Source organism: Caballeronia sp. LjRoot31 (assembly GCF_964253885.1).
GTDB lineage: Bacteria > Pseudomonadota > Gammaproteobacteria > Burkholderiales > Burkholderiaceae > Caballeronia.
Genome location: NZ_CAXURX020000001.1, coordinates 3929691 through 3942122 on the forward strand (window position 1 = coordinate 3929691; position 12432 = coordinate 3942122).

The 12432-nt window shown below is 59.8% G+C and carries 10 protein-coding genes; all 10 read right to left on the reverse strand.

Going from position 1 to position 12432, the window contains the following annotated elements; genetic code table 11:
* Positions 1 to 27: 27 nt before the first annotated feature.
* The gene (locus ACSQ8V_RS17605; protein ID WP_436206470.1) at positions 28 to 1008 is read right to left on the reverse strand and encodes a hypothetical protein; all 981 of its coding nucleotides are present in this window, start codon (positions 1006 to 1008) and stop codon (positions 28 to 30) included.
* The gene (locus ACSQ8V_RS17610) at positions 1005 to 2180 is read right to left on the reverse strand and encodes a hypothetical protein (RefSeq protein WP_213767941.1); all 1176 of its coding nucleotides are present in this window, start codon (positions 2178 to 2180) and stop codon (positions 1005 to 1007) included. The genes ACSQ8V_RS17605 and ACSQ8V_RS17610 overlap by 4 nt, the downstream gene beginning before the upstream one ends.
* A complete protein-coding gene (locus ACSQ8V_RS17615) occupies positions 2177 to 3040 on the reverse strand; it encodes a glycosyltransferase (RefSeq protein ID WP_436206471.1) in 864 nt (287 codons plus the stop codon). Before ACSQ8V_RS17615 ends, ACSQ8V_RS17610 begins: the two co-directional genes overlap by 4 nt.
* Positions 3037 to 4044, reverse strand: a complete 1008-nt coding sequence (locus tag ACSQ8V_RS17620; protein WP_436206472.1) for a glycosyltransferase family 4 protein — start codon at positions 4042 to 4044, stop codon at positions 3037 to 3039. Before ACSQ8V_RS17620 ends, ACSQ8V_RS17615 begins: the two co-directional genes overlap by 4 nt.
* On the reverse strand, positions 4041 to 5126 hold the full coding sequence (locus tag ACSQ8V_RS17625) for a lipopolysaccharide biosynthesis protein (RefSeq protein WP_436206473.1): 1086 nt from the start codon (positions 5124 to 5126) through the stop codon (positions 4041 to 4043). The genes ACSQ8V_RS17620 and ACSQ8V_RS17625 overlap by 4 nt, the downstream gene beginning before the upstream one ends.
* Before the next feature lie 10 nt (positions 5127 to 5136).
* A complete protein-coding gene (locus ACSQ8V_RS17630; protein WP_213767937.1) occupies positions 5137 to 6942 on the reverse strand; it encodes an SLBB domain-containing protein in 1806 nt (601 codons plus the stop codon).
* Between the two features lie 261 nt (positions 6943 to 7203).
* Complete coding sequence (gene wbaP / locus ACSQ8V_RS17635; protein WP_436206474.1) at positions 7204 to 8643, reverse strand: undecaprenyl-phosphate galactose phosphotransferase WbaP; 1440 nt, start codon at positions 8641 to 8643, stop codon at positions 7204 to 7206.
* Positions 8644 to 9312: 669 nt separating this feature from the next.
* The gene (locus tag ACSQ8V_RS17640) at positions 9313 to 10482 is read right to left on the reverse strand and encodes a TraB/GumN family protein (protein WP_436206475.1); all 1170 of its coding nucleotides are present in this window, start codon (positions 10480 to 10482) and stop codon (positions 9313 to 9315) included.
* On the reverse strand, positions 10427 to 11440 hold the full coding sequence (locus ACSQ8V_RS17645; RefSeq protein WP_436206476.1) for a peptide ABC transporter ATP-binding protein: 1014 nt from the start codon (positions 11438 to 11440) through the stop codon (positions 10427 to 10429). Before ACSQ8V_RS17645 ends, ACSQ8V_RS17640 begins: the two co-directional genes overlap by 56 nt.
* Complete coding sequence (locus ACSQ8V_RS17650) at positions 11437 to 12432, reverse strand: ABC transporter ATP-binding protein (protein WP_436206477.1); 996 nt, start codon at positions 12430 to 12432, stop codon at positions 11437 to 11439. Before ACSQ8V_RS17650 ends, ACSQ8V_RS17645 begins: the two co-directional genes overlap by 4 nt.

Below are 12432 nucleotides of genomic sequence, written 5' to 3' on the forward strand. Positions count from 1 at the left end.
GGAGTACGAAACTCAAGCCGGCTGCGCTCAGTGGAATCGAGCGGCGACCTCCCACAGCGCCGCACATAAAATCACCCAGACGGCGAGCAAGCGCAGACGCCGTTGACTGAGCCTGAACAGGTTGGTCGTCACCAGATCGATCGAAACAGGAACCCAAATACCCACTACCACCCAGGGCGCGATTCTGATTGCGATTGCCGCCGCCGGAAGCGCGAACGCCAGCATTCCTACCGTTTTTCGCAACAGATAATCAAAGCGCGTAACGCGCATCAGATAAGGGTACGCAAGCGAATATCCGGAGCGCACCAGTCGCTCGACTACGGCAAGCGCCGGCGACGCGGCCGCAATGTTCGCGACGATCGATGCCTGCATGAAAAAGAGTCCCGCACTAGCCACGGGCAAGAACAGAAAAACATCGAGCGCTGAACCGCCCGTACTGACGCCACGCGTTTGACGGCCATCGGATGGTTGCCTCGCCCAGTCGCCGAAGTGAAACAGATAGAGCGAAAGCGCGTAGGCGATTCCCGGGGCGAAGTACACCGCGAACGCCATTGACGACGACAGCGCGAAGCCGACACACGCCGCGCAAGCAAGCAGCCGAGCGCCAACGAGCAGCACGACCGCCCTCTTCTTTGCGCCGAAAACGACCGGGAAATGGGCCGGCGTCAACAACGACGGCGCGACGCCGATCACCCATTTCCACTCGATCCCGTCAAAGAACGCGGCCAGCGCCATTGCGAAAAGCACGGCGAAGCGTGCAGCCACCAGCACGCGCGTTTTCATCGCCGACTCGAAGCCGATCCTGAACGCGATGGTCGCGAACGTCGTGCCGAAGAACGCCGATGCCGTTTCGACGAACGCGATATGGGCCAGCGCTCCGTGCACCGCGAAAGCGCTGAACACGGCGAAGAGTATCTGACCCGACAGCCAGTTTCCGGCCTGGAACAGCAATAGGTCGCTATGAGACCGCAGCGCTTTCAGCGATGCCACGCGCAACAGCCCGCTCACTTTGCCGAGCCGATGCGACGCACGCAGTACAGCATGAAGCCGCAGATGATCGTAAGAACGGCAATCCGGTCGATGAGATAGGTAAAGCTGGTTCGCGGCAAAAACACAATCTTGCTGACAATATCGAATAGCGCCAGCGAGACCAGCACCGGTAATTTATATAAGCTGCGTGCGCACGCCAGCAACCCGCCAATCACGATCGAGCCGGCGATCAGTGCCGCCATGCCACCGAGCACCAGCAAGTCCGCAACATAGACTGACCCTGGGCCCGTAAGCGAATAGAAGCCGATGCCCTCCATCTCTGCGAAGGCCCGGTCGAGCGTGAGGGGAGCGCCTTCCTGCCCCCAGATATCGATGCGCTCTTCCGCGGACAGCAGGTTCGGCGCAAACGGTCCAACCAGACCGGTCATCAGAAAATTGACGTTGGGATAGGCTTGCTCCACGTCTTCGACCTGCCCCACAAGGTGCACCGGACCGCCTCCCGCGATAAAGAGCAAGACGCTCTCCGTGCCCTGACCTCCGACGTCGTCGCCACGAAGCATGGGTAGAACGAAATAGATGCAACCTGCGCCGAGGACGATGATCAGCACATGCCGCAGCCGCACCATGACATGGCCGCCTACGAGAAGCGCGAAGACGAACGGCAACATCGCCTGGCCGACGAAAAAACGACCCCAGTGCGTCGAGATCAACAGACGCGGCAGCAATACTGCCAGCGACAACAGTATGAAACGCCGGGACTTCACCTCGTTTTCGTCGACGAATCGAAGATAAAAGAAGAACGTATAGAGATGCGCGTACAAGAAGATCTGGAAGACGTACGGCATGCTGTCGCCTTCGCCATATTCCGTGCCCCAGCGCATGCCGACGAAAGCCGCGGCCAGCAACATGCAAACAGGCGCGAGATAGGTGATCACTCGCGCTGACAAGCGCAGTGCCGCATCGCGATCAGCGGGTGGCCGCGTGTCGGCGGCCTTCCTGCCCAACCAGGCAGCAGCGAGCACATAGCTCACGGCAACCACGCAAGCCGACAGCGCCAGGTAGCCGTATACGGAGTCATCCTGGTACGTGTTGAAGTACACGATCCGGATACCTTCCGGAACGACCCAGAAGGCTGCGACGCCAACCAGGAAGATGAAAAGAGGATCAACGATCCGCGAACCCTTGATCACAGCACCACCTCTTCATTTGCGCGGGCACGCACCAGGACGTAGAGACGGCGGCGCACGCCTGCGGGCACGGATCGGAACAGCAGATAGAGCGTCGCGACAAGATAGAAACGCGGTCCACCGGACAAAAGCCCGCGCTTCACGGCATTCATGCGAAAGGCAAATTCACGCCGTGCATAAGCCAGCCCGCCGCGCCTTTGATAAAGCGCGGAAGAAACGCTGACTCGCACGAGCGGCTGCTGAATACAGCGATAACGGACGCCTTGAGATGTCCATCGAAGGTGCAGCTCGTAGTCTTCGAGCAACGGCACCGTTTCATCGTAAGTGCCGTGCAGGCGAAAGACCTTGGCGCGAATCATCATGCTTGGCTGGCAGACAGGGTTGCGCAATTGCAGCAGTGCATTGATTTGTTCGGAAAATTCGGGGCATTGATTGACCGCCACGATTTTTTTCTCATCGAGGCTGAAGTCGTGCTGCCACGCAGTGACGACGTCCACATCCGGATGCTCGGCCAACACCGCCTTTTGCAGGCGAAAACGGTCGGGATAGGAAATGTCGTCCGCGTCGGCGCGTGCGATCAGCTCGCATCGGCAGGACGGAATGCCCCGGTTCATCGCGGCCGCCACACCACGGTTTTTCGGCAACCGGAGGACCGTCATGAAATCAGGTCCGCGGCATGCATCGAACGCAATGCGCGCGTCTTCGAGCACGTTGTTTATTGCGTCACCGACTGGCCCGTCAACCACGACCACGAGCTGGTCCGGCATATCGGTTTGACCAAGCACGTTGGAACGCAGCGACTCGCGAAACAGCTCGGGATCGTCTTTGGCATAGACGGCGATCAGTACAGATACCGTGCTCATGATCGGCCGCCGTTTGCCTGCTGCGCAACAGCAAGATACTGGCGCGCGATGGACTCCGGCATGAACGCCGTGTCGGATAGACGCACGCCCTGTGCAGCGAGCGCAGACGTAAGCGCTACGCGACAGGACTCGCGCGTGAAATTGGGAGACAGCAGAAAGGTTGTCTTGTTGATTGCATCGAGGACAACTTCCACGAAGCCGCCGGAACCGGTCGTCACCAGATTGCAACCCGAGACCGCCGCTTCAAGCAGCGAAATGCCGAACGCTTCGGTGTCGCATCCGGAGAAGAACACCTTTGTCTTCCCCAGGATTTCCATGACTTCATCGGACGACATCGACGCGACGAAGTGCACGCGCGGATGCCCATTCGCTATTTGCTTCAGTTCGGTTTCGCATTCGCCCGATCCAACGATCATCGCTTCTAGCGTGGTGTCGGCATCAAGCACGTCGATCACCGCGGGCAAGAACTCGCTGACACGTTTTACCGGATGAAGGCGGCCAACGTACGTGATCAAGTTTCGCGTCGCGAGGTCGTCGCTCTGATGAGACGCCCAGCATGGCGGCAACGGATTGTGCACGGCGGCGGCGCACTGGATATCGAATAGGCCGGCGAGATGCCGCTGCACATACGCCGACACAGCGACCAGTCGTGCATACCGCTGCGCCATCCGGAAGCTCGCAAGGATGGCGAGAAACTTGAACGTACCTTGTGCATCGATGCGAGGGAAGCCATGCGCGACGCCGATCGCGTTACGTGCGAACGGACAGAGGAATATGGCCCAGGTGCTGAAAATCTTCAGCACCGTCGGATCGCGCAGGTCTTTCCAGCGGCGCAGCATGTCGAGCGGCCGGCCGACGACTTCGCCGGGAATGCCCAGCGCGTCGAATCCGGCTGCCACATTGGTCGCGAACGACTGTAGCCCGCCGACCTCGCGGCCGCCGCTCAAGCACACTCGCCGTATGCTTTGCGCGGAACGAGCAGTTACTTGCTGAGCATAAGTCATCTGCTCTCTCCCGAAGTCGCTTGAGCGCGTGCTTGACGTGTGACGAACCATGCGAGCAGCGTCAATCCGACACCAAAGGCGAGACCCGTACCAAGAACGAACACAGCGCTAGGCTTGCTCCTCTTTTGCGGTACGACCGGGAAATCGACGATTTGCAGCGAGCTACCATCGCGCGCTTCATCAATACGCGCCGACGCCAGTTGCGTGGCGAGCAGTTCGAGCAATGCACTGTTGTACTTGTAGTCGCGATAAAGCCCGGTGTATTGGTCGTCGACCGTGTTCTTCGCACCGGCCTGCATTTCGTCCAGACGACGCCTGAGCGCGGCAAGCTCACTCTTCGCGGCAAGCGTCGCCGGATTCGCCTCGCCTGCCACGGAGCGCAGCGTCGTCAGCTTGATATCCTGCGCGACGATGTTCGCGTTCATCTGCGCGACCATGCCGACGGCAGCGCCCGGTTCGAGCTGCGCAGCCGATGGCGACACGCCAGCGCTGCGCAACGACTTCTCGGCTTTATCGAGTGCGGCTCGCGTTTCGTCGACCTGCTTTTCGAGGAACATGCGGCGCTGCCTTGCATCGGTCACGGCAACGCGCCCGAGCAGATCAGTCAGCGACTCGACGTAATAGCTCGCCATTTGCGCCGCACGCTGCGGATCGAGGTCATCGACGCTGACTTCGATCAAATCGCTTCGCGACGACAGGTACACGTTTGTCTGCTGCGCGAGCTTGCGCCGCACGTCTTCGGGCAGCTTCAACCCGTAGACGTGCGTGAGATTGAATCGTGTTATCTGGGCGTCGGCGACCGAGCGGCTCTTCAGCATGGCGACGTACTGCTCTGCCTGCGTCTTGGCGGCACCCGCACCGCTGACGCCGAGAGCATTCAACTGATTGAAGAGACCGGACGCCGCACTGGGCGATTGAGCGGGCGGGAAAAAAGAGGTTTTGGCAGTAAACGTAGGCGGGATAGCAAAAAACACGGCCACGGCGGCGATGAACGCCACGCATGGCAGCACGAGGATACGCCAGCCGCGCGCGAACCACGCGCAAGCCGACACGACGGATGATGGAAGGAAAGTTGAGTTCACGGTATCGACTTCAGTTGATCAGGAATTTGAGTGCGGCAGCGCCCAGACCGAACTGGTAAAGGATCGTCGTCAGTTCCTTCGTGCCTTGCCACCAGGTGACGCGCTCGAGATCTTCAGGGACGAAAACGGTGTCGCCGGGCATAGCGTCCAGCGACGAGATTGAGTTGAACCATCCTTGCTGGTTCGAGCGCGTTGTGCCATTCGCACGCAACACGAACTCGCCGCCGGTATAGGCCGTACGCTGCTCGCCGCCAGCGAGACTCACATAATCGCCGAGCTGTGCTGTCGGCTTGAAAAGATAGGAACCCTGATTGAACACACTGCCGTATACGCCCACTGTGGTGGGACGCGGCGGGATCACCAGACGATCGCCATCTTCCAGGGTCAGCGGCGGCAAGCTCAGGTCGTCGGGTTTGGTTTCGAGAACGATGCGCCCGCTCGGATGAAGCTCGCGCATCTTCGCGATAAGGCGCTGGCCCGCTTCGAGTTGCTGCCGTTGGTCGGCGGTCTCTTCTTTCGCGTTCGCTTGTTGCGACGCCCGCGCCGTGATGTCCCGATCCATGTCCTGCAGCGCGCGTTCATAGTTCGCCTGCTGCGTGCGGCGTACCGATTCGCGTACAAGCTCGCTGCCATACAGGAAAGCCTCGGCGGTCATTCCGCCCGCCCTCTCGATCAGTTCGGGCAAGGTCTCGGTACCCGCAACGAGATAGTCGCCCGGACGCGCCACTTCACCCTCGATCCGTACCCGCCGCATCTGCCGGGCGATCGGAACCATGTAGTCCGCCGTGGAGTAGATGCGATAGATATCGCCTCCGTCCAGCAATGCGTCGCTCCGGCTGCTGAGCGGGGCTTCTTCAACACCGGTCGTCGCTCGCTGACGCAGCGTTGCGACCGTGATGCGCTCACTATCTGCCACGGTATTGAGACCGCCGGCAAAACGGATCACGTCGCGCACGTGCTCGCCGGGCTTCAGTTCAAAGATGCCTGGGGCGTTCACGCTTCCATAGATAGCCGCCTGGGGGCCGAGCGGTCCAATGTTGACGATGTCGCCCGGACGCAACGAGACGTCATTCGAACGGTCACCGCCCAGGAGCAACTGATAGCCGTCGAAAGTCGCGACGAGCGCGCCGCCGCGACGCAGTTCGATATCGCGCATGCTGCCGCCCGAGTCGGGTCCCCCTGCTTCGACGAGCAGATTCAACAACGTCGCAAGACTGTTGACCACGTAGGCGCCGGGACGCACGGCGAACCCCGTGACGTAGACCGTCACGCCACGCAGATTACCCAGCGAGATCGATAGGTCGAAATTTGCGTAATAGCGGCCGATTTCCGACCGAAAGCGGCTCGGCAGGTCAGCGTAGTGCGCACCCGACACAGCGATACGGCCGACCCGCGGCACGTTCACATACCCTTCGCGATCGACCACGAGGCGCAAATCTGAATCGACACTGCCCCAGGTTCGCAGCAGGATTTCATCGCCGACATTGATTGCGTAGTCGGGCGGCACTGAATTCACGGAGGCTCCGGACAGCCTGGAGCTTCCCGCGAAAAAAGTCGCACCGAAGCGAGGCAGCTTCTTGCCCGTTGCTTCCTCAACGAACTTCTCGTACTCGTTGCGCTCCGGCACCACGATCTTTGCATCGAGCGCCTCGCGATCGACCTTATCCGGAAAGATGGCCTGCTGCGCGGCAGGTGGCGTGACGGCCGCGGGAGCATTGACGCGCGGCGTCAGGCTCGAACTCCAGCTTTCGGACTGAAGGCCGGGCACGCTCGGAATCGGCGGCACGACGGCGGAGCCGCCCAAGAGTGAATCCACTGTCTGGGGCGCCGCGTAAGCGCCATGCGACTGGGCCAGGACAAGCCCGACCGCAACGGCCAAGCGCGAGACAATGAACCGCGTTGGGCGCTTGCACGCCGTCACGGGCGCGAAAGGAACAAGAGTTTTACGGGTAGACACAGTGGATAACTCAATGGAAAAAGTAGGGGTGGAGCTGACGCAACAAACCAGAACGCGAGCTGTTGGCAGCGCGGCAATAGGGGTTCAGTGCGTCAAATGAGGGCCAGCATTTAGCAGGACTTAGTAAGCGCCGTCGCGCTTGAACACCGTGCGCACCGTCATGAAGAGAATGGCTATGTCGTACCAGAGTGACCAGTTGCGCACGTACCACGCATCGAGATACACGCGGGTGGTGTAGTCGGCGTCGTTGCGGCCGCTCACCTGCCACAGCCCTGTCATACCGGGACGGGCCATCAGGTAATAGGGAACATCAGCGGCGTAACGTTCGAGTTCTGCTTGCACGATGGGTCGTGGACCGACCAGGCTCATGTCGCCACGGATAACGTTCCAGAGCTGCGGCAGTTCGTCGAGACTCGTGCGCCTCAGAAAGTTGCCGACGCGTGTCACGCGCGGGTCGTTCTTCAGCTTGAAGTCGCGCTCCCAGTCGCGTTTCGCCTCAGGGTCGCGCTCAAGCAACTCGGCCAGTTTCGCATTCGCGTCGACCACCATCGAGCGAAACTTGTAGCAGTTGAAAGCGCGAGCATTGCGTCCGATACGCGGGTGACCGTAGATCGCCCGCCCGCCGTCCTTGCGCACCTGCCACGCGATATAAAGAAGGAACGGCGCGAGCATCATCGAAATCGAAATCGCTCCGGCCAGATCCAGGCAGCGTTTGAAGAAGCGCACATGCCAGCGGCTCAGATTGTCGCGAACTTGCATCAACAGGAGTTCGTGCGACTTCACATAAGTCGTTCTCATGCCATGAAGCGGCACGCCGGGGACATCAGCCACGATGACTACGCTCGCCGGCACCGAACCGAGTGCGCGCAGCCAGGCCTGTTGCAAAACAGCGTCCTCTCGATCGAGGGCGACCATGACGACGGACCCGGCAAGCGACGGCGCATCGAGCGGACTCAGCGAGGCAACCCGCGCGTCGCTGGGCAGAAGGCTCTTTCCTGCGGGCACGAACGCCTTCAGTGCCAGCCCCATGAGCAGCTCGGTCTCCACTGCGGTCGCGGCATCAAGCGCCAGCTGACCACTTCCGATCACATACAGATCGCGTTGCCAGAGACGCATCTTCATTAACGCGAGTTTGACCGCGAGCCGCCCGGGCGGCACGAGGGCGGCGGCGTAGAGCCACATCAGCACTGCGGGTACTATCTCCGTCGGATAGCCGCGAAGAAGCAGCAAACCAACGTGACAGGCGCAGCCGAAGATGAGCGTGCCAAAGAGTTCGCGCAACTCGCGCAGCATGGGCAGACGGTTCGCGTAATGGCGCAGCGCCGCGAATCGCAGAATGGCAAGAGCGCCGGCGATAAATGCCGCAACTGGCGCGTGATCGAAGCGCTCGAAAAAGTGAGATCCGGGCCACGCACCCGGGCCGTTGAATACATGTCCGGCGACGGCAATGGCCAGTACATCCGATGCAGCCAGCGCCACCCCGCAAATTACTGCGTGCACGTGGGCCAGATAAAACCCGGTGCGGTCCGTGGCTGCGGAATTGGTCTTGTCGCGATTCATGACAGATAACTTATATGGTTCAAAAGGGCTGAATGTACTTACTACTGGATACGAGTCGGGTTTCTAACGAAAATGCGTCTTTTCAATAAATCACACGTTCGGCGAAGCATACAAATTCAATCCGGGAACGGAGATAGGGAAACTCTTAAAAAGATTTTTAAACAATTCCGGATAATTCTTAATACTATTAATTAACAATTACGATTCGGCGCAATTTGAATTGCAGTCATCCTTGTCCGTACGTGAGGGATTTTTTATTTTTCGAACAGATAGGGATGCGCTTGCCTTGCGCCTACGGGGGCGGCGCGAGAGGGTTCTACAGGTTTTTTGCTTTGTGGGCGGAGATACGCTTTCTGGCCGGGTAATTGGAGTTCTTCAAGCCGCAATATCTTGAAAACAATTCCGAGGCAAGAAGCGGGATATCGGTGTATTAATCAATGGAAATGAGCCGAATTTTCTAACATTTCAAGTCATGTCACCAACCCATGCAGGCCGCGAAGCATACAAACGCAACTCGATAATGGAAAATAGGTCAATTCCTAAAATTCATTTAATCTAAATTTAAATAATCAGAATTATATAAATAATCGATTTGAAACTCGGCATTGTTTACTATTTCGATATTTCTCATGCGCGCGTGAACAATTTGTCTGGCAAACGCCGGGAACTTCAAGCCGGGTCCACCATGAACCCACGCTTTCTAAGCAACGCCAGCACGCCCCGATTACCCCCAAGATGCAACGCGCCGATAGCCACGAACACCGGCTTGTTCGGCGCCGCCATCGCCACCATTCGCGCCGCGAACCGATAGTTCCGGTCGACCACCACGCGATTATCGATCTGCGTGGCCAGCCGTCTCGATCTCGCCAGTTTCTCCGTCTTGGCGTCGTCCCATGCCTTGAGCGCATCGGCGTCGCCAATCCGCCATAACCGATGCAGCTCCTTCACATCGGCAACATTCTCGGCCGGCGTCTGCACCAGATCCTGCGCGAGCATTTCCCGCTGCTGCGCCTGCGTGAGCCGCGTGAACGCGGAGATCTGCTCGTTAAGCGTCTCCAGCCCGATCACCCGCCCGCGCGGCCGCAAATACACGTTCTGCAATTGCGTTTCCGTACCGAACTCGGTCTGGAATCCGGCCTTCAAGGTATCGACGGTTTCAACCAGCATCGACGCGAGCCATGGCCTCGACCGGCTGATATCGTCGAGCATGGCGGGGTTGCCGTGCATGCGTGTTTCCAGCTTTTTCCACAGCGCATCGGGCAGATACCGCGACAGGCACGGCCCCCGGCACGCGCCGTATTTGCTGACTTCATCCGCCGATACGAGCAGGTCGTCAGGGGAGATTTCCAGCGCGAGAGTGGGCGATGCATCGAGCGCGCCGAGAATCAGCTTGCGAAACGGCTGGCTGGCGGGATAGTCGTCGGCATAACCCACGTGCAGCGTGCCAAGCACGTAGATAGTGACCTGGCCTTTGGTCGCGACGTAGAACGGCATATGCGCCGGTTGCGCTTGCACCGGACCACTGGCGGTGGTCCCGTCGGAACGGTCTACGTCAGGGGGAGCCGGACGCACAGGCGGGAGACTTAATCCGGGCAATGAGCCCGGCAACGAAGTAGCAGACGTGGGTGGGACCGCCGCGCCCGGCGGCGAACGCGCGCCGGTCACAGCGAAAGCTGAACGCGGCGCAACGCAAACAACGGCCAGGATCGCTGCCATCGAAACAGCAAAACTCGCAGCAAAACCCGCAGCAAAACGGCGCGCAACCTGCCGCGCCGTTTGCGGTTCAGGCCTCGATCTCCCCGACTTCCTCGGCGCGGTGACACGAGACGTGCCGTCCATCGACGAAACGCAGCGCCGGTTCTTCCACGCGGCATTTATCGATTGCATACGGGCAGCGCTGATGAAATGTGCAACCTGATGGAGGGTTAAGCGGCGAAGGCATTTCGCCTTGCAGCCGGATCTTGATGCGCCGGTCTTCTTCGAACAAGGCAGGTGTTGCCGACATCAGCGCGCGCGTGTACGGATGACGCGGCCGTGCGTAGATGGTTGCCTTGTCGCCAAGTTCGGCCACACCGCCAAAATACATCACCATGACGTCGTCGGCGATATGTTCCACCACCGACAAGTTGTGCGAGATGAACACATAGCTTGTACCGAACTGCTGCTGCAGATCCATGAACAGATTCAGAATCTGCGCCTGAATGGAAACATCGAGCGCGGACACGGGTTCATCGGCTACCAGGATCTGCGGATCGAGAATCATCGCACGCGCGATAGCCACCCGCTGGCGCTGGCCGCCCGAGAACATGTGCGGGTACCGCGTCGCGTGTTCGGGCCTGAGGCCAACGGTCCGCATCATGTGCGCGATACGTTCGGCGCGCTCCGAGGACGACAGTTTCGTGTTGATCGCGAGCGGTTCGCCCAGCGTCTGCTCGACGGTTTTGCGCGGATTCAGCGAAGCAAACGGATTCTGGAACACCATCTGCACGCGCTGCCGCAAGTCGGCAATTTTCGCGCGGTTCGCGTTCGCCACGTCTTCGCCGTCGATCAGCAAACGCCCGGACGTGGGCGCTTCGATCATCGTCAACTGACGCGCGAGCGTCGATTTGCCGCAGCCCGATTCACCCACCACGGCAAGCGTCTTGCCACGTTCAAGCGAGAACGACACGCCGTTCAACGCTTTCACGGTGCCCTGCTGGAACATGCTGCGCTTGACGCTGTAGTGCCTGGCGAGTTTATCGGCGACGAGGACGATGTCTTTAGCGTCTTTAGCGAAAGTCTCAGGAACGGCATTCATCGCGCGCCTCCGTGTTCTGCCACGAGTTCCATGTTCAGCGGCTTGATACAGCGTGCGCGCACTGCCGGATCGTTCGGGGCGAGTTGAAAGAGCGCCGGCCGCGCCTTGCGGCAATCGTCGACAGCGTACTTGCAGCGGGGGGCGAATAAACAGCCGGTCGGACGATCATCGCGGCCCGGCACCATGCCCGGCAAGGCCGCGAGACGCGCGGCGCCGCGGCTATGTTCGGGAATAGCCGCCAGCAACGCTTCCGTGTACGGATGATGCGGTTCGCTGAAAATAGTCGGCACGTGATTCGTTTCAATAATCTCGCCCGCGTACATCACAGCCACGCGCTGCGCGACCTCGGACACAACCGCGAGATCGTGCGAAATCAGCACGAGCGCCATGCCGCGCTCCTTCTGCAGCTTGACCAGCAACTCCATGATCTGCGCCTGGATGGTGACGTCGAGCGCGGTGGTGGGTTCATCGGCAATCAGCAGCTTCGGATTGCAGGCGACCGCCATCGCGATCATCACGCGCTGGTTCATGCCGCCGGACATCTGGTGCGGGAAGGCATCGATACGGCTCTTCGCGTCGGGAATCCCCACTTGATCGAGCAATTCCAGCGCGCGTTGCTGCAGCTTCGCGCCTCTCAGGCCTTCGTGAAGCTTGAGGACTTCCTTGATCTGATACCCGACGGTGTAGCTCGGATTCAGGCTCGACAGCGCGTCCTGGAAGACCATGGCGATGTCCTTGCCGATAATCTTCCTGCGTTGCCGCGCCGACGCCTTCAGCAAGTCGACGCCGTTGAACGTGACCTGATCGGCGGTGACAATACCGGGTGCATCGATCAGGCCCATGAGCGCCATCATCGTGACGCTTTTGCCGGAACCCGATTCGCCGACAACGCCGACGACTTCGCCGGGTTTGACGGATATATCGATTCGATCAACCGCCGGCAGTCCATTGAAGCTCACAGCGAGATTGCGGATGGTGAGTAGATCGCTCAT

What these genes read in the sequence shown, in the direction of transcription:
- wbaP (WP_436206474.1), bottom strand. Translation starts at nt 8,643, where the DNA reads ATGAATCGCGACAAGACCAATTCCGCAGCCACGGACCGCACCGGGTTT.
- ACSQ8V_RS17645 (WP_436206476.1), bottom strand. Translation starts at nt 11,440, where the DNA reads ATGAATGCCGTTCCTGAGACTTTCGCTAAAGACGCTAAAGACATCGTC.
- ACSQ8V_RS17640 (WP_436206475.1), bottom strand. Translation starts at nt 10,482, where the DNA reads ATGGACGGCACGTCTCGTGTCACCGCGCCGAGGAAGTCGGGGAGATCG.
- ACSQ8V_RS17615 (WP_436206471.1), bottom strand. Translation starts at nt 3,040, where the DNA reads ATGAGCACGGTATCTGTACTGATCGCCGTCTATGCCAAAGACGATCCC.
- ACSQ8V_RS17620 (WP_436206472.1), bottom strand. Translation starts at nt 4,044, where the DNA reads ATGACTTATGCTCAGCAAGTAACTGCTCGTTCCGCGCAAAGCATACGG.
- ACSQ8V_RS17650 (WP_436206477.1), bottom strand. Translation starts at nt 12,432, where the DNA reads ATGAGCGATCTACTCACCATCCGCAATCTCGCTGTGAGCTTCAATGGA.